This window comes from Bradyrhizobium sp. Pha-3, assembly GCF_042258325.1.
GTDB classification, from domain to species: Bacteria; Pseudomonadota; Alphaproteobacteria; order Rhizobiales; family Xanthobacteraceae; genus Bradyrhizobium; species Bradyrhizobium elkanii.
On sequence record NZ_CP170151.1, the window covers coordinates 7,930,916 to 7,948,627 of the forward strand.

Annotated in this window: 13 protein-coding genes; 6 read left to right on the forward strand and 7 right to left on the reverse strand. The window is 65.3% G+C overall.

Translation table 11 applies throughout. The features are described 5' to 3' along the window. Nucleotides 1-201: 201 nt before the first annotated feature. On the reverse strand, nt 202-2,133 hold the full coding sequence (locus tag ACE10X_RS37895; protein WP_038385199.1) for a M3 family oligoendopeptidase: 1,932 nt from the start codon (nt 2,131-2,133) through the stop codon (nt 202-204). Between the two features lie 142 nt (nt 2,134-2,275). Here ACE10X_RS37895 and ACE10X_RS37900 point away from each other — a divergent pair, with 142 nt between their 5' ends. From ACE10X_RS37900 to ACE10X_RS37910, 3 genes are all read left to right on the forward strand, one after another. Further along, nucleotides 2,276-3,766: a sigma-54 dependent transcriptional regulator gene (locus ACE10X_RS37900; protein WP_038385200.1), complete on the forward strand. Its 1,491-nt coding sequence runs from the start codon at nt 2,276-2,278 to the stop codon at nt 3,764-3,766. A gap of 307 nt (nt 3,767-4,073) precedes the next feature. Continuing rightward, nucleotides 4,074-6,365, forward strand: coding sequence for a murein L,D-transpeptidase (locus ACE10X_RS37905; protein WP_304557124.1), 2,292 nt, complete (start codon nt 4,074-4,076; stop codon nt 6,363-6,365). Between the two features lie 265 nt (nt 6,366-6,630). Next, the gene (locus tag ACE10X_RS37910) at nt 6,631-8,226 is read left to right on the forward strand and encodes a DUF882 domain-containing protein (protein WP_304557126.1); all 1,596 of its coding nucleotides are present in this window, start codon (nt 6,631-6,633) and stop codon (nt 8,224-8,226) included. 36 nt (nt 8,227-8,262) lie between these two features. Here ACE10X_RS37910 and ACE10X_RS37915 read toward each other — a convergent pair whose 3' ends face one another. From ACE10X_RS37915 to ACE10X_RS37925, 3 genes are all read right to left on the reverse strand, one after another. Then, nucleotides 8,263-10,026 (reverse strand): adenylate/guanylate cyclase domain-containing protein, encoded by a 1,764-nt coding sequence (locus ACE10X_RS37915; protein ID WP_038385205.1) that lies wholly within the window; start codon nt 10,024-10,026, stop codon nt 8,263-8,265. A 146-nt stretch (nt 10,027-10,172) separates the two neighbouring features. After that, on the reverse strand, nt 10,173-10,445 hold the full coding sequence (locus ACE10X_RS37920) for a DUF2312 domain-containing protein (RefSeq protein ID WP_016841616.1): 273 nt from the start codon (nt 10,443-10,445) through the stop codon (nt 10,173-10,175). Between the two features lie 174 nt (nt 10,446-10,619). Next, a complete protein-coding gene (locus ACE10X_RS37925) occupies nt 10,620-10,922 on the reverse strand; it encodes a DUF1244 domain-containing protein (protein WP_026191804.1) in 303 nt (100 codons plus the stop codon). Nucleotides 10,923-11,119: 197 nt separating this feature from the next. Between ACE10X_RS37925 and ACE10X_RS37930 the strand changes: the two genes are divergently transcribed. Both ACE10X_RS37930 and pyk read left to right on the forward strand, forming a co-directional pair. Continuing rightward, a complete protein-coding gene (locus ACE10X_RS37930) occupies nt 11,120-11,728 on the forward strand; it encodes a DUF1036 domain-containing protein (RefSeq protein ID WP_035631531.1) in 609 nt (202 codons plus the stop codon). Continuing rightward, complete coding sequence (gene pyk, locus ACE10X_RS37935) at nt 11,725-13,161, forward strand: pyruvate kinase (protein ID WP_038385207.1); 1,437 nt, start codon at nt 11,725-11,727, stop codon at nt 13,159-13,161. The genes ACE10X_RS37930 and pyk overlap by 4 nt, the downstream gene beginning before the upstream one ends. Nucleotides 13,162-13,238: 77 nt before the next feature. Here pyk and ACE10X_RS37940 read toward each other — a convergent pair whose 3' ends face one another. Next, nucleotides 13,239-13,667: an OsmC family protein gene (locus ACE10X_RS37940; protein ID WP_016841620.1), complete on the reverse strand. Its 429-nt coding sequence runs from the start codon at nt 13,665-13,667 to the stop codon at nt 13,239-13,241. Nucleotides 13,668-13,761: 94 nt separating this feature from the next. Then, nucleotides 13,762-14,436 (reverse strand): TetR/AcrR family transcriptional regulator, encoded by a 675-nt coding sequence (locus ACE10X_RS37945; RefSeq protein ID WP_026191806.1) that lies wholly within the window; start codon nt 14,434-14,436, stop codon nt 13,762-13,764. Between the two features lie 394 nt (nt 14,437-14,830). Between ACE10X_RS37945 and ACE10X_RS37950 the strand changes: the two genes are divergently transcribed. After that, entirely contained in the window at nt 14,831-16,333 is a 1,503-nt protein-coding gene (locus ACE10X_RS37950) for a hypothetical protein (protein WP_304557128.1), read from the forward strand. Between the two features lie 170 nt (nt 16,334-16,503). On the opposite strand, the gene ACE10X_RS37955 is transcribed toward ACE10X_RS37950, so the two are convergent. Beyond that, complete coding sequence (locus ACE10X_RS37955) at nt 16,504-17,703, reverse strand: ABC transporter substrate-binding protein (RefSeq protein WP_038385210.1); 1,200 nt, start codon at nt 17,701-17,703, stop codon at nt 16,504-16,506. Nucleotides 17,704-17,712: the final 9 nt, after the last annotated feature.

Here is a 17,712-nt window from a genome sequence, read left to right on the forward strand (position 1 = left end):
CCATTACCGCAAACGGGTAGGCAGGGCAACGGCGCGGTCCCGATCGGGCGATTTGAAGCGCAAATCGTCCCCGATCCGGGCGGCGCGGCAACGGCCGCGTCCGGGCCGGATTAATCTCCCCAGCGCGGACGCCAAGGAAAGATCATGCCGTCCGGCGCAAAAACGCCGGCTTCAGCCCAGGGACAGCATGGCGGATGGGCCTCAGCCCATCGTTTCCAGCTCGTCGATCATGCCGGCGATGACGGACAGGCCGCCGTCCCAGAATTTGGGGTCCTTGGCATCGAGCCCGAACGGCCGCAGCAGTTCGGAGTAGTGCTTGGTGCCGCCGGCGGCGAGCATGTCGAGATAGCGCTCGGCAAACCCTTCGGACGCGTGCTCGTAGACCGCATAGAGCGAGTTCACGAGGCAATCGCCGAACGCATAGGCATAGACGTAGAACGGCGAGTGGATGAAGTGCGGAATGTACATCCAGAACGTCTCGTAGCCCGGCTTGATCTCGATCGCCGGCCCCAGGCTCTCGCCCTGCACGCTGAGCCAGATCTGGCCGATCCGCTCGGCGGTGAGTTCGCCGTTCTTGCGCTCGGTATGGACCGCGCGCTCGAACGAATAGAACGCGATCTGCCGCACCACGGTATTGATCATGTCCTCGACCTTGCCCGCGAGCAGCGCCTGGCGCTGCTTGGCGTTCCTGGTCTGGGACAATAGCCGCTTGAAGGTCAGCATCTCGCCGAACACGCTTGCGGTTTCCGCCAGCGTCAGCGGCGTCGGCGCCATCAGCGCGCCGTTCTTCGCCGCCAGCACCTGATGGACGCCATGACCGAGCTCATGCGCCAGCGTCATCACGTCGCGCGGCTTGCCCTGATAGTTCATCAGCACATAGGGATGCGCCGACGGCGTGGTCGGATGCGAGAACGCGCCGGGCGCCTTGCCGGGTCGGACCGGCGCATCGATCCAGCGATCGTCGAAGAAGCGCTCCGCGATCGCGGCCATCTTGGGCGAGAAGCCGCTATAGGCCGACAGCACCATGTTGCGCGCCTCGGGCCAGGCGATCGTGCCGGTCGCCGCGAACGGCAGCGGGGCGTTACGGTTCCAGTGCGGCAGCTTTTTCTTTTTGAACCAGCCGGCCTTCAGCGCGTAATAGCGGTGCGACAGCTTCGGATAGGCCGCGCGCACCGAGGCGACCAGCGCATCGACCACCTCGCGCTCGACGCGGTTGTTGAGATGGCGGGAGTCCGCAACATCCTGGAAGCCGCGCCAGCGGTCGGAGATTTCCTTGTCCTTGGCGAGCGTGTTGGTGATCAGCGCGAAGCTGCGCTCATTGTCCTTGAAGGTCTTGGCGAGCGCCTGCGCGGCGGCCTTGCGCTTGTCCCCCGCCTTGTCCTGCAGCAGGTTCAGCGTCGGCTCGATCGCAAGCTCCTTGCCGCCGACCTTGAAACGCAAGCCGGAGATGGTCTGGTCGAACAGCCGGTTCCAGGCCGCGTAGCCGCTTTGCGCCTTTTCGTGGAACAGCTGCTCGACGCGATCCTCGAGCTGGTACGGTTTGTCCTTGCGCAGATCCTCGATCCACGGCCGGTAATGGCCGAGTTCGGGTTCGGCCATCGCTCGCTCGATCACATCATCGTCGACGCGATTGAGCTCGAGCGAGAAGAACAACAGATGCACCGACGCGGCGGTCAGCCGCTCGGAGACGTCGCCGTAGAATTTCGAGATCGCGGGATCGACGCTGTCGCCGGCATGGACGAGGCCGGCGTAAGAGCCGAGGCGGCCAGCCAGATCGTCGATCGCCTCATAGCGCCTGATCGCCTCGGCCAGCCACTTTCCGCCGCCCTCTTTGGCGGTATTTTCGGCAAGCTTGCCCTTGTAGTCGGTCTCAAACGCGACGCAATCTGCGTCCATTTTCTGCAAGTCGCGTGCGACCTCAGGCGCATCGATACCGGAGTAGAGATCTGCCAGATTCCATTCCGGAAGCTTGCCGGTCTTGCTGGCTGCCTTTTTCGCCGCCGGGCCGCCTGCGGACGATTTGCGTTGCGCGGCCGTCTTGCGCAACGCGGCTTCCTTGCGGAGAGCGGCCTTGCTGAGAGCAGACTTGCTGAGGGCAGATTTGTTGGATGCAGTTTTGGAGCGCGAGGTCATCTTGTTCGTAACCTTAGTTCAGTCGGAAAGATGTCGGCGGCGGCGGAATGAATGCGGGTTTGCAACATTTAAGAGTGCGTTAATCGGCATCGGCGACATTGCCCCGATTCGAGACAAATAAACGTAGCGTGCGGGGAAAACCATGGCTGCCACCATTTTGATCGCCGATGACGACGCAGTACAGCGCCGTTTGGTTGAAAACATGGTGCAGAAGTGCGGCTATGAGCCCCTCGTCGTGGATAGTGGCGACGCGGCGATCGCGGCCCTGACCGCATCCGAGACGCAGGCGATTGACGCCGTCGTGCTCGATCTCGTGATGCCGGGCCTCGACGGTCTCGGAGTCCTCGCAAAAATTCGTGAAGTTGGTTTGACCGTCCCGGTCATCGTGCAGACCGCGCATGGCGGCATCGACAATGTCGTGTCGGCGATGCGCGCCGGCGCCCAGGATTTCGTCGTCAAGCCGGTCGGCTTCGAACGGCTGCAGGTTTCCCTGCGCAACGCCCTCAACGCCTCGGCGCTGAAGGGCGAATTGCAGCGGATCCGCCACAGCCGCGAGGGCCGGCTGACCTTCTCCGACATCGTCACCCGCAGCGAGGCGATGGCCGGGGTGCTGCGCACCGCGCAAAAGGCCGCGTCCTCAACGATCCCGGTGCTGATCGAGGGCGAATCCGGCGTCGGCAAGGAACTGTTCGCGCGCGCCATTCACGGCAGCGGCGAGCGCAAGGCCAGGCCGTTCGTTGCGGTGAATTGCGGCGCGATCCCGGACAATCTCGTCGAATCGATTCTGTTCGGCCACGAGAAGGGCGCCTTCACCGGCGCCACCGAGCGCCACCAGGGCAAATTCGTCGAAGCGCATGGCGGCACGCTGTTCCTCGACGAGGTCGGTGAATTGCCGCTGGCCACGCAGGTGAAACTGCTGCGCGCACTGCAGGAAGGCACCGTCGAGGCGGTCGGCGGCCGCAAGCCGGTCAAGGTCGATGTTCGCATCATCTCGGCCACCAACCGCAAGCTGCTCGATCTCGTGAAAGGCGGCCAGTTCCGCGAGGACCTGTTCTATCGCCTGCACGTGCTGCCGCTGACCATTCCGGCGCTGCGACAGCGGCGCGAAGACATCCCGCATCTGCTCCGGCATTTCCTGGCGCGGTTCTGCGCCGAGGAAAACCGCAACATCACCGGCATCAGCGGCGAGGCGATGGCGCACCTCTCGCAGCTCGACTGGCCGGGCAACATCCGCCAGCTCGAGAACACGGTGTATCGCGCCGTGGTGATGAGCGACGGCGACCAGCTCGGGCTCGCCGATTTCCCGCAAGTAACGGCGCATCCGGTGCCGGAGGGCAAATCGCTGCAGGGTGAGCCGCTGGTGGTGTCGCCCTCCACGGCCCCCGCCATGATTTCCGGTAATGAAATACCGGTCACTGCCTCCCTGCCCACCGCCGGCGGCCTCGCGATGCTCAATGCCGCGGGCGAGGTGCGCCCCCTGGAAGATCTCGAGAACGAGATCATCCGTTTTGCGATTTCGCATTACCGCGGACAGATGTCGGAGGTCGCGCGCCGCCTCAAGATCGGCCGCTCGACGCTCTACCGCAAGCTCGACGAAGCTGCGGCCGGCGCGCGCGCAAGCGACGCCACTTAGCCCTCAAGGCCGACAGGGCCACACCAGGGAACCTTTTGAACCGTGTCGTGGCGGTGACAGACAAAGGCTGTGCCGCGTGGCAAAAACGCACAGCCTGGAGCGAAATCAGCTGCTTCGAGGTCAGTTTGTCGTGAGTTGCCCCGCATGGCGCTGGCTGCATGAGAGGGGCAAATGTATCGTCTGCGTTCGTTGTGTGCAGGCGTGCGAGTCGATCGAGAGGCCGGCGCTTCGCGCAAGCTATGAAACCAAATTCTGAATTGAACTGTTCCGGTTTGACGAGGGGCAGTTTCACCCAGGGGGTGTGACGATGCGTGACTGTTCGAACAACCGTCGAGGATTTGACCGCGTATTGATGGCCGTCGCGGCAACCTTCCTCACGGTGTCCGCGACCTCGGCCCTCGCGCAGGACACGCCTCATTCCAGCGCTTCGGAACTCGCGATCGACGCGGCGATCCCGCGCCCCGAACCGGCCAACGTGCCGCCCCCCACCGCAAGCGATTTCAAGGCCGACACCACTGCGGCGCTGCCCGATGCAGCCAAGCCGGCCGACGCGAAGCCCGCCGATGTGCAAGCCACCGAGGCCAAGCCTGCTGAGACAAAGCCGGTCGACGCCAAGCCGGCACAGCCGAGCACCACGGCAACGGCCGTCGAACCGAAGCCTGCCGATGTCGTAACCGCGCCGGCGACGCAGCCCGCCGACGCGCCGAAGACCGATACCGCCATCGCGCCGTCGGCCCCCGCCCCTGCAACTGCCACCGCGCCTGCCGCAAGCCCCGCGCCTGCAACGGCCGCGGCGCCGGCCACAGCTCCTGCTCCCGCGACCGCCGCAGCTCCGGCGAGCGAACCGGCGAAGGCAGCGAGCAACGTTGCCGCCGAGGATCAGCCGGTTGCCGACAAGCTGCGCGAACTGCTCGCCAGCAAGTCGCTGCGTACCTTCGACCGCAAGAACGAGCGCGCGGCGGCCGAGAAATTCTATTCGGCTCGCGAATACGCGCCGGTGTTCACCAAGGCCGGCAAGCTGACCGACGCCGGCAAGGGTGTCATCGCACGCCTGAAAGACGCGGCCGCCGACGGCCTCGATGCGTCAGACTATCCGGCGCCGGATTTCGCCGCGGCGACCTCGCCGGACGCGCTGGCCGACGCCGAGCTGAAGCTCGCGGCCGGCATGCTGGACTATGCCCGCCAGGCCCAGAGCGGCCGCATGCACTGGTCGCAGGTGTCGGGGGACATTCTCTATCCTGAGCACCCGATCGATCCGGCGGAAGTGTTCGCCAATGTGACCTCCGCCAAGGACGCGTCCGCCGCGCTCGACGGCTATAACCCGCAGCAGAAGCTCTACAAGGAGCTGAAGAAGAAGCTCGCCGAGCTGCGTGGCCAGGGCGACGGTCCGGTCATCACGATCGCGGACGGCCCCGCACTGAAATATTTGCCGGCGCGCAAGAAGCAGGCCGCGGTCGAGATGGACGATCCGCGCGTCCCGGACCTGCGCAACAAGCTCGGCATCACCGAGGATGCCGACAGCACCAAGTATGACGCGACGGTCGCGCGGGCGGTGGAGAAATTCCAGAGCAGCGTCGACCTCAAGCCGACGGGCGTTCTCGACGAGCGCACGGTCAAGGCGCTGAACAATCCGAAGCGCGATCGGCAGATCGACACCGTGATCGTCAACATGGAGCGCTGGCGCTGGCTGCCGCGCCAGCTCGGCGCCGCCAGTGTCGGCAATGCCTATGTGATCCTCAACATCCCGGACTACACGCTGAGGGTGATGCAGAACGGCGCGCCGGTCTGGACCACCCGGGTCGTCACCGGCAAGCCCGGCCAGCATGCCACGCCGCTTTTGACCGAGACGATGAAGTACATCACGGTCAATCCGACCTGGAACGTGCCGCCGTCGATCATCTACAACGAGTATCTGCCGGCCCTGCAGCAGGATCCGACGGTGCTGCAGCGTATGGGCCTCAGGCTCGAGCGCAACCGCGACGGCTCGATCCACATCTCGCAGCCGCCGGGTGAAGCCAACGCACTCGGCCGCATCCGCTTCAACTTCCCGAACAAGTTCCTGGTCTATCAGCACGACACGCCGGACAAGTACCTGTTCGCGAAGGACGAGCGTGCTTTCAGCCACGGCTGCATGCGCGTGCAGAATCCCGATCAGTACGCCGCCGTCCTGCTCAACATCACCGAGCCGAACCAGCACTACACGCCGGAGCGAATCCGCAGCATGTACGGCTCGAGCGAGGTCGACCTGAAATTCCCGACGCCGATCCCGGTGAACATCACCTACCAGACCGCGTTCGTGGACGATGCCGGCAAGCTGCAATTCCGCAGGGACGTTTACGGCCGCGACGCCACCATGCTGTCGCTGCTCAGGAACAGCCGCGGCAAGGATCTCGAGACGGTGGTGGCGCACTCCCAGCCGAGCTACTCGCGTCCGCCGAGCAGCAGCCTGCCCGCCGGCGTCAATGTCGCCGGCGACAACGGCTTTGGCTCCTCCGGACCAAACTTCTTCGAGCGCCTGTTCGGGGGATTCGGACAGCCGGAGCCGCAGCCGATCCGTCGTGGACAGGCCCAGCAGCAGCGCCGGGTGATCACCCGCTAATCTGCATTTCAGCCCGATTGGGATAAATTTTTAAGCAAAATCAACGATCTCGCTCAAAAGGCGAGATCGTTTACGTTAACCATTTCGGGTCTCGGCCGGGGAGCAGGGCTATCTTTTGCCACAGTCGCCCAGTTAGTTAAGCCTAACTTGGGGGCGGGTCGGTAAACCTCGGTTAACCCTCCCGCTTTAAGAAAGCGTTCACCGTCTTCCGCAGGGGGTCTGCGAAAGATGCCGACCGAACGCTCGTCGACTGGGTGGGCTCATAGTGCTGGCTGTCTTCGCACGCCGCTGCAATCCGCTGTCGTTGCCTAAGGCCGGATACCAAGTCGGCCTGACTGCGCTATTGCTGTTCGCGGGCGCGGGATCGGTGCACGATGCCACCGCGCTGAACCAGACCCGCACCCTCTCCTTCCACCACACCCATTCCGGCGAAGACCTCACCGTCACCTTCAAGCGCGAGGGCCGCTACGACGAAGGCGCGCTGAAGCAGCTCAACCACTTCCTGCGCGACTGGCGCTCCCAGGATGAAACGGTGATGGACCGTCACCTCTTCGACATCCTGTGGGACGTCTATAACGACGTCGGCGGCAAGCAGCCGATCCAGATCATCTCCGCCTATCGCGCCCCCGCGACCAACGCCATGCTCCGCCGCCGCTCCTCGGGCGTCGCGCGCCACAGCCAGCACATGCTGGGGCATGCGATGGACTTCTTCATCCCGGGCGTGCCGCTGGAGCAGATCCGCTACGCGGGTCTCCGCCTGCAGCGCGGCGGCGTCGGTTTCTATCCGACCTCGGGCTCGCCGTTCGTCCATCTCGACACCGGCAGCATCCGCCACTGGCCGCGCATGACCCGCGAGCAGCTGGTCAGGGTGTTCCCCGACGGCCGCACCGTCCATGTCCCGACCGACGGCACGCCGCTCAAGGGCTATGAGCTCGCCAAGGCCGATATCGAGCGCCGCGGCAATGGTGACGATGCCGCGACCATCGGCAAGCCGAGCCTGTTCGCGAAGCTGTTCGGTGGCGGCAAGTCGAGTGACGATGAAGACGAAGGCGCGGCCAGCGTGAACGACAAGCCCGCCGCCAACACCGTGGTGGCCGCCGCCGCGCCCGCCAAATCCGCCGATCCGATTCCGCTGCCGCGCGCCAAGCCGCAGTTCGCCGCCGCCATCCAGCTCGCCGCCGCCGACGCCCAGCTCGTTCCGATGCCGAAGGCGAAGCCCGCGGTGCAAATGGTGCAGGTGGCCGAGAACACCGCGCCGCAATCGCCTGCCGACATCATCAATGCCCGCGGCTTCTGGGGTGACGAGGGTGAGGCGCCGAAGCAGGCGTCGGCGGCGCAGATTGCCGCGCTGAGGGCCCGTGAGGCGGTCGGCGGCAGCGATCCGCAGACCACTGCCAGCACGACGACCGAAAACTTCAACAAGGCGCTGGCCTATGCGCCTGCGGCGTCACCGGTCGATCGCGCCAACATCGTCGCAGCGACCGCGCCGATCCCGCGCAACGTGCGCCCGACGCGCAATGCTGCGGTCCCTAGCACCGAAATCAACACCGTCGTTGCCAAGGGCGCACCGAGCCAGGGCGTGATCACCACCTCCGCGCGGATCTCGGCTGCCAAGGGTAACGATATCTGGATGCGCGTGGTGATGCTGGCGCCGAGCGCCAGCAATGCCATGCTGACCACGGTGCTTGGTGACACCGACATGACCATGATGCGGGCTCATTTCGTGAAGCCGCAGGCCGCCGTCGTCATGACCTTCTCGGAAGATCCGATGATGGGCATGACCTGCGACCGCTTCTCGGGCTCGGCGACCGCCCTCCTGACGACCCAGTCCTTCGTGCTCCGCACCGCCTCGCTGCGCTGAGCCGCGCTTCCACCGACAATATAGCTTTCCGCCGGTTCAGGCCGGCAGCCCTGCCTTGAGCAGGCCCGCCTCGTAACGCGACCGATCGGGCTCGCACTTGTAGCGCTGGGTTGTCAGGTGCGCGGCAACCGAGAAGGTCGGCTCGCGCTTCAGCACCTCGGCGGCGTGGGCGGAGGCCGCCACCGTGTTGCCCATCTGCGCGAAGGTCGCCGCGAGGAAGGCGTGATGGGTATGGTCGGGGCGCGTGATCCGCGAGAACGCCTCGGCAGCGTCCGCGTATTTCTCGGCGCAATAGCAGGCCCGGCCGAGATGGCTCCAGAAGCGTTCCGGATGGAACGGATTGAGGCGCATCGCCCGCTTGATCCAGTCGATGCCTTCCTCGGGCCGCCCGAGCCAGGTCAGGAGTTCGCCCTGCTGCACGACGACGAGGTCGTAATTCGGGTTCAGCGCGAGCGCACGCTCCTGGTGGAAGGCCGCCTTGTCGTGGTCGTCGCGGTTGAGGTTCAGCGCGGCGAGGATCCGGTGCACGTCGCTGTCATTGTCGTCGAGCTTGAGCGCGATCTCGAGCTCGGCGGCGACCTGCGCCATGGTCGCGTCGCGGTCGGTGCACCAGTTGTAGACCCAGGTCTGGCCGAGCACGCAGGCCCGCCAGGCGTGGGCATGGGCATAGTTCGGGTCAAGCACGATGGCCCGCTCGAGCAGGCGCTGCGCCTCCGCGTTGTCGTCCCGTGCCGAGCGATGATGCAGCACCTTGGCGGCGAGCACGCACTCATAGGCCGCCATGTTGTCGGTCGGCTTGCGCTTGACGCGGTCATGCGCGGCAGCCTCGAGGCGCCCCGGCAGGGTCGCCACGATCGCGCGCGTCATCTCGTCCTGGATGGCGAAGATGTCGGCAAGCTCGCGGTCGTAGCGTTCGGCCCAGACGTGCCGGTCGGCCACGGCGTCGATCAGCTGCACCGTGACGCGGATCCGGCCTCCCGCCTTCCGCACGCTGCCTTCCAGCACATAGTCGACGGCGAATTCCTTCCCGACGTCCTGCACCTTCACGGCCTTGCCCTTGTACACGAAGGTCGAGTTGCGCGAGATCACCAGCAGGTCGTGGAAGCGCGACAGCTCGGTGATGATGTCCTCGGTGAGCCCGTCGGCGAAGAATTCCTGCTCGGGATCGCCGCTCATGTTGACTAGCGGCAGCACGGCGATCGAGGGCTTCTTGGCGACGACAGGGGCGGCCACCCCACTCGGGTGCTCCGGAACGGGCCTGGCACGGGCTTCGAGATGGACGCGGAAAACCCGGATCGGGCGCGCGATGTTCTTGACGGTCTGATCGCCGAGATCCTCGAAGCTCAGATCTTCCAGGCGATCGCCTACCTGATCGCGGACCGCGCCGGAAATGCAGATGCCGCCGGGCTCGGCCAGCGTCTCCAGGCGGGACGCGACGTTGACGCCGTCGCCGAAGATGTCGGCGCCGTCAACGATCACATCGCCAAGATTGATGCCGATGCGAAACTGCATCCAGCGCGCCGGCGTGACGTCGGCGTTGCGCTTCGCCATCCGGCTCTGGACCTCGGCCGCGCACAGCACCGCATCGACGACGCTGTGGAATTCGACCAGCAGGCCGTCGCCGGTGGTCTTGATGATGCGGCCGCGGTTCTTGGCGATGGCAGGATCGATCAGCTCGATGCGATGGGTTTTGAGGCGCGCAAGGGTGCCCGTCTCGTCAGCCTCCATCAGGCGGCTATAGCCGACCATGTCGGCGGCGAGGACCGCAGCGAGCCGGCGCTCTGGTCCTGGCACGTCCATCTGAACGATCTGCCCGGTTACCTCGCCGGCAAGTGTAGCAAATCTCGGGATTTCACCCAAGCCTCGACAGGAGGCCTTCCAGGGCTTTGACCGAGCCTCGGGGCACGCCTTGGCGAACGCCCGGCAGGAGTGGCCGCTGGGCCGCCTCAGAGCATCCCCAGCGCCTGCATGTAGGTCTCCAGGATGGTCTCCTGCTCCTGGCGCTCGTTCGGATCCTGCTTGCGCAGACGGATGATGGCGCGCAGCGCCTTGACGTCGAATCCGTTGCCCTTGCTTTCGGCATAGACGTCGCGAATGTCGTCCGAGATCGTCTTCTTCTCTTCTTCCAGCCGCTCGATGCGCTCGATGATGGACTTGAGCTGGTCCTTGGCAAATCGCGTTGCGGGCTCTTCCTTGACGGCGGCAGACGTGGTGGCCATCGCGCACTCCTGAACAGGTATTGAAATGTTACGCGAATACGCGCCTTGCGCACCGCTTGCTGCGGGCGACCCTCGATTTTGGCGCGCGTTCCGTCAAGGAAACATCGCGCTCATCCACAGCGCGCCCACAGGAGATGCGGACGGCCGCGGAACTGACGTCACACAGGCTGAGGTTCAATGCCCGCTTTGGGCCTTCTTCATCGCCGCGAGCTGCTCCGGCGTCGCGCTGCCCTGATGCTTCGCCTTCCATTCCTCATACGGCATGCCGTAGACCGCCTCACGGCTCTCGTCCTTGCTCACCGCAAGGCCCTTGGCGTCGGCCTCTTCCTTCATCCAGTTGGACAGGCAGTTGCGGCAGAAGCCGGCGAGGTTCATCAGGTCGATGTTTTGCACATCGGTGCGGTTGCGCAGGTGACTGACGAGACGCCGGAAGACCGCGGCCTCGAGTTCCGTTCTGGTTTTGTCGTCAATGCTCATGATCGTGATCCCGTGTGTCGCGCTCACCATATTGATATCAGGTGGGAATTGTCACAGATTTTGCCATATCGGCGCGCAAAACGGACCCGTCCGGCCACCCTTGGCCACGGTCCGACAGCGTGGCAGACGGGCGCCCGCCCGTTGACAGTGCCTGCCGGGCACGCGAAATCGTCCATGATTTGATATAGCTTCGCTGCATGAGCCCAACAGATTCCCTCGCCTCAGCTCCCCGCAATATCCGCCTGATCCTGGTCGGCCTCCTGCCGGTGCTGGCGCTTGTCGCGGCCTGCCTGTGGACGAGTCCGGCGGCCGCCGATTTCCGGCTCTGCAACAACACCTCGAGCCGCGTCGGCATCGCGCTCGGCTACAAGGACGCCGAGGGCTGGACCACCGAGGGCTGGTGGAACGTGTCGTCGCGCACCTGCGAGACCTTGCTGCGCGGCAACCTTGTGGCGCGCTACTACTACATCTACGCTCTCGACTATGATCGCGGCGGCGAATGGTCCGGCCAGGCCTTCATGTGCTCGCGCGACAAGGAATTCACCATCAAGGGCACCGAAAATTGCCTGGCGCGCGGGTTTGACCGCACCGGCTTCTTCGAGGTCGACACCGGCGAGCAGCGTGCATGGACCGTCCAGCTGACCGAAGCCAACGAACAACAGCCGCAGAAAGTACCGGGAATGCCGGGCGGCGTGGGTCCAGGAAGTCCCGGGGCGATGCCGGGCCTGCCCAACCCGCCGCCGGGCGCAGCGCCTCCGGGCGCGTCTGGTCTGCCGCCAGCCGCACCACCCGGAAACAAACAATGAGACGACTGCGTCGAATCAAGATCCTCGCAACGCTCGGCCCGGCCTCCTCAGACAGCGCGATGATCCGCAAGCTGTTCGAGGCGGGCGCCGACGTCTTCCGCATCAACATGAGCCATACCCCGCATGACAAGATGCGGGAGTTGGTCAAGACCATCCGCAATGTCGAATCGAGCTACGGCCGGCCGATCGGCATCCTGGTCGACCTGCAAGGGCCGAAGCTGCGGCTCGGCTCGTTCGCGGAAGGTTCGACCCAGCTCAAGAACGGCCAGAGCTTCATCCTGGATTCCGACAAGACGCCGGGCGACAACAGCCGCGTCCAGCTTCCGCATCCGGAGATCCTCGCCGCGCTCCGCCCGGGACATGCGCTGTTGCTCGACGACGGCAAGGTGCGGCTGATCGCCGAGGAAACCTCGTCCGAGCGCGCGGTCACGCGCGTCGTGATCGGCGGCAAGATGTCGGACCGCAAGGGCGTCAGCCTGCCCGATACCGATCTGCCGGTGTCGGCGATGACCGCAAAGGACCGCGCCGACCTGGAAGCCGCGCTGCCGGAGGGGATCGACTGGGTCGCGCTGTCCTTCGTGCAGCGGGCCGAGGACGTGATCGAGGCCAAGAAGATGATCCGCGGCCGCGCCGCCGTGATGGCCAAGATCGAGAAGCCGCAGGCGATCGACCGCCTTGCCGACATCATCGAAGCGTCGGACGCGCTGATGGTGGCGCGTGGCGATCTCGGCGTCGAACTGCCGCTGGAACGGGTGCCGAGCCTGCAGAAGCAGATGATCCGGATGGCGCGCCGCGCCGGCCGGCCGGTGGTGGTCGCAACCCAGATGCTGGAATCGATGATCCAGGCGCCGGTGCCGACGCGCGCCGAAGTCTCCGACGTCGCCACCGCCGTCTACGAAGGCGCCGACGCCATCATGCTGTCGGCGGAATCCGCCGCCGGCAAATTCCCGGTGGAGGCGGTCTCGACCATGAACCGCATCGGCGAGGAAGTGGAGCGCGACCCGACCTATCGCAACGTGATCAACGCGCAGCGCGTTGATCCCGAAGCGACGGTGGGTGACGCCATTGCCGACGCCGCGCGGCAGATCGCCGAGACGCTCGACCTGTCGGCGATCATCTGCTGGACGTCGTCAGGCTCGACCGCGATCCGCGTGGCGCGCGAGCGGCCCAAGGTGCCGGTGGTCGCGATCACGCCGAACCTCGTCACCGGCCGCAAACTGTCGGTGGTGTGGGGGGTGCATTGCGTGGTCGCCGAGGACGCGCACGATCTCGACGACATGGTCGACCGCGCCGGCTCGATTGCGTTCCGCGACGGTTTTGCCAAGGCCGGCCAGCGCGTCATCATCGTCGCCGGCGTTCCGCTGCGCGCGCCCGGCACCACCAACATGCTGCGCATCGCCTCGGTCGGCCCGAGGCGCGACGCGCAGCTCTAGATGCTTGTTTGACGCGTTGTCTTCACGCGAACCGGTGCCCGCTTCGCTCGAAAACGCGCTAACCCGCCGCGCGGCAATCAACCCTGCAACGACGCGTCGAGCGTGATCTTGGTGTTGAGCAGCTTCGACACCGGACATCCGGCCTTCGCCTTGCCGGCTAGTTCCTGGAACGTTGCGTTATCGGCGCCCGGGATCTTCGCCGACAGCGTCAAATGCACCGCGGTGATGGCGAAGCCGTCGGCGACCTTCTCCAGGGTCACATCCGCCTTGGTTTCCATATGCTCCGCCGTAAGCTTGGCTTCGCCCAGAATCAGCGACAGCGCCATCGTGAAGCAGGCGGCATGCGCCGCGCCGATCAGTTCCTCCGGGTTCGAACCCGGTTTGCCCTCGAAGCGGCTGGCGAAGCCGTAGGGGTAATCCGAGAGCGCGCCGCTCTTGGTCGAGATCGCGCCCTTGCCGTCCTTGATGCCGCCCTGCCATTTGGCCGAGCCATGGGTCGTCGTCATGCGTTGCTCCGTGAGGTTGGTTGAACCCAGCCCGCAAAACTACAACGCCATTGCGACAGAAGTGTTCTTCGCGCGCGTTGGCCTCACCCTGGCCTCAGGCGCCGACCAGCGCCTTCGCCGGGGTCGTTGCCTGCACCACGAGGCCACGCGCGCGTGCGTCCATCACGCCGACCGCGCGCAGCGCAAGCAGCGTCACGGTCTGCACCGCGTCACGCAGCTTGATCGGATCGTCGAGATTGGCCGGCGCCAGCGGGCCGACCAGCGCTTCGTGCAGCGCACCGAGCAAGGCGGTGGCGGCCAGCGCCGTGTCCTGCGCCGGCAGGTGGCCGGCGCGCACCGCGGCATCGATGCGCATGGCAAGCTCGCCGGAAATATCGCGACGGCTGGCGAGGCGCGAGGCGGTGACGTCGACGTCGACCGGCTCGGCCAAAATGCCCCAGGCAAGCTTGCGTTGCGACAGCACGTGGACGGCGATCGTCGTCACCGCGGCGGCGAGCGCCGATGACGGCCCTGGCGCGGCATCGGCGGCGCGCCGGATCGCGGTGAGCTCGTCGCGCGAAACTTCCGTGATCAGTTCCGAGATCAGCTCGGCTTTCGACGGGAAATAGCGGTAGACCGTTCCGGCCGCGACATTGGCCCGCACCGCGACGGGTGCGATCTGGACCGCCGCCATGCCGCCCGCCGCCGCCGCGTCCCGCGCAGCCGACAGGATGGCGCTGCGCCGCGCGGCCAGCCGTTTCACGACCTGATGAGTTCGCCGGTAAACCATGGCGTTCCGTCCCCCCGCCGTGCGCCCCGGCCGGCGCCCACCGGCAGAACACACGAGTCTTCAACGTTTTGAACGATTGATCCCGCAATCGTCTGAAGAAGTGAACAACTATTCAGACTGAATGACAAGCTGGAATTGTAAGGATTTTTTGCAACCTCTGGTACCACCTCTGATTGAGCCGGCGGCGCTCCGGCGCCTCCCGAACCGGATCAGGGCCGCGATGGTAAATCGCCGGCTAAGGCGATCGCTCGAAATCGAGACATCTGATCTTGCGCATGCGCGCGATACCGCTGCGGCATTTACCCGAATTTATCGGAAGCCGTGGTCGAGTGCGCGCTGGCGTCACGTGTGGCGTTGGCTCTGGATGCCCCGGCCGAAACAAGCAAGAAAGCGCATGTCACTCTCCATCACCAGCAGCGTGAGCAGCCGTAGCGCGGCGCGAGGACTGGTGCCGCTGTGCGCCGCCGTGGGCGCCTATCTGTTTTATCTCTCGGCCGGCGAAATCCTGCTGCGCGATTCCGACACGATGTGGCAGATCAGGGTCGGACAGTGGATTCTCGAACACGGCGCGATTCCGACATCGGACGTGTTCTCGTTCACCCGTTTCGGCGAGCCCTGGATCTCGAGCTCGTGGCTGTCGCAGGTGGCGTACGCGCTCGTCTACGGCGGCGATTGGGCCGGACCGGTGATCTTGTCGTCGATGGCGATCGGCGCGACGGTCGCGATCTTCCTGCATCTGTTGAGCCCGTATTTCGATCCGGCGCGCGCGCTCCTGATCGCGGCGCTGGCGCTGCTGTTGTCGACGATCCACTTTCTGGCGCGGCCGCATGTGCTGGCGCTGCCGGTGCTGCTGGCGTTCATCGGCGGCCTGCTCGCGGCCGCGGATCGCCGCACCTCACCGTCATGGTGGCTGCTGCCGCTGATGACGCTGTGGGCCAATCTGCATGGCGGCTTCGTTCTCGGCCTCGCGCTGATCGGACCGATCGGACTGGAGGCCGTGTGGAACGCGGAGCCCGGCCGCCGCCGTCAGCTTGTCGTGCGATGGGGCCTGTTCGGCCTCGCCGCGCTGGCCGCAAGCTGCGTGACGCCCTATGGCTGGAACAGCCTGCTCGGCGCGACCAAGATCCTCAGCCTCGGCAAATTGCTGACGCTGATCGGGGAATGGAAGCCGGCGGATTTCAGCAAGCCCAGCTTCTTCGAAGCCACGCTGCTCGGCCTGATCGGCCTGATCTGTTATCGCAGGCTGACGCTGTCGGTGCCGCGGATCCTGCTGCTGCTCGGGCTGATCTGGATGGCGCTGAGCCACGTCCGCAACATCGAGGTGTTCGCGTTCATCGCTCCGCTGGTGCTCGCCAAGCCGATCGCCGAGCAATGGGGAACGACAGGCGCCACCGCCGCTCGCTTCGATGAAACGCGCTCATTCCCGCTCGTCACGATCCTGGCTGTGATCGCGATGGTGATCGGCGCGTGGGTGACGACGGCGATGTTCGTCGCGCAGCATCAGTTCAAGTTCCTGCCGATGTTCTCGCCCGTTGCCGCGGTCGACGTGCTGCAGCAGCACAAGGCGCAGCGCGTGTTCAGCACCGCGCCGTTCGGCGGCTACATGGTGAGCCGCAACATGAAGGTGTTCATCGACGGCCGCGCCGAGCTCTATGGCGAGCAATTCGTGCTCGACTATTACGATGCGCTCGATGCCCGCGACGTCGGCCAGCTGCTGGATCTGCTCGACAAATACCGGATCGATGCCACGCTGCTGAGCTCGGACTCTCCCGCCGGCAACGCGCTGGATCATCTGAAGGGCTGGAAGCGGCTGTACAAGGACGACATCGCCGTGATCCATGTGCGCTCGGACAATGCCAAGGCCGGCGTGCCGCCGGCGGCCGAGGGGGCGAAGTAGCGTACGCTATTGCTTCCTCAAGCGTCGCGCGCTGCTTGTCCCGTCATCCTGAGGTGCGAGCGGAGCGAGCCTCGAAGGATGCACGGCCGCATTGTGGCCGATTCATCCTTCGAGACGCCGCTTCGCGGCTCCTCAGGATGACGGGCTTAGAATGGCGATAATACCCGTCCTCAATTCCCCGTCTGGAGCTCGCCGAAGCGATCCCAGGTCTTGCCGTTGAAGCGCATCAGTTGCATCTGATCGACCGGTACGTGGTCGGCCGGCGAGGTGTTGACCTTGATGCCCGGCAGCAGCATCGGCAATTCCAGGCCCTTGATCGCGAATGCCTGACGCAAGATGTTCTCGGTCGAGAGATCGTCGCCGCAGGCCTTCAGCACCGCTTCCAGCGCCATCGCGCTGTTGTAGGCGTTGACGTAGTTGGTGTCGTGCTGGTCGCCTTCCGGCACGTATCTGGTCATGAACTCGCGCCAGCCCTTCATGCCGGGATCGTCGCTCCAGGCCGGGTCGTCCGGATCCTTCACATAGGCCGTGGAGATGATGCCGGTGCCGGCCTCGACGCCGGCAGGCTGCATCACGGTCGAGATCCACACCGCGGTGTTGGACAGGAAGGTCATCGGCCGCCAGCCGATCTCAAAGGCCTTGCGGATCGACTGCGCCGCGAATTTCGGCGTCGCCGCGATCACGAAAACGTCGGCGTTGGTGGCCTTCAGCTTGACGATCTGGGAGTCGATCGTCGGGTCCGTGATCTCATAGGTCGCAACGGTGACCAGAGACTCATACTTCTCGCCGAGCACGTCCTTGAGACCCGCGAGATAATCGCGGCCGTAGTCGTCGTTCTGCGAGATGACGGCGAACCTTGCATTCGGATTCTTCGCCAGCGCATAGCGCGCATACAGCCGTGCCTCGTAGCGGAACGGCGCCTGCACGCCCATCGTCGCCTGCGGGAATTGCGCGATGTCGCCGAATTTCGAAGCGCCGGAGGCCAGGAACAGCTGCGGGATGTTCTTGCCCTGCAGGTACTTTGCGATCGCGGTGTTGTGCGCGGTGCCGATCGAGGAGAAGATCAGCGCGACCTCGTCGCTCTCGACGAGGCGGCGCGTCTGCTCCACCGTCTTCGGCGGCGCGTAGGAATCGTCCAGCGAGATGAAGTTGATCTTGCGGCCATTGATGCCGCCGCGCTCGTTCAGCATCCTGAAATAGCCGGCCTCGCCCTTGCCGAGTGCGCCGAACGCCGACACCGGCCCGCTATAGGGCATGGTCTGGCCGATCCTGATTTCGGTCGAGGTGACGCCGCGCATCTCGGCGGCGATCGAAGACGTGGGCAGCAGCAGGAACGAAATGGCGCCAACAGCGCCGAATGCCTTGCGCATCGGCCTCCC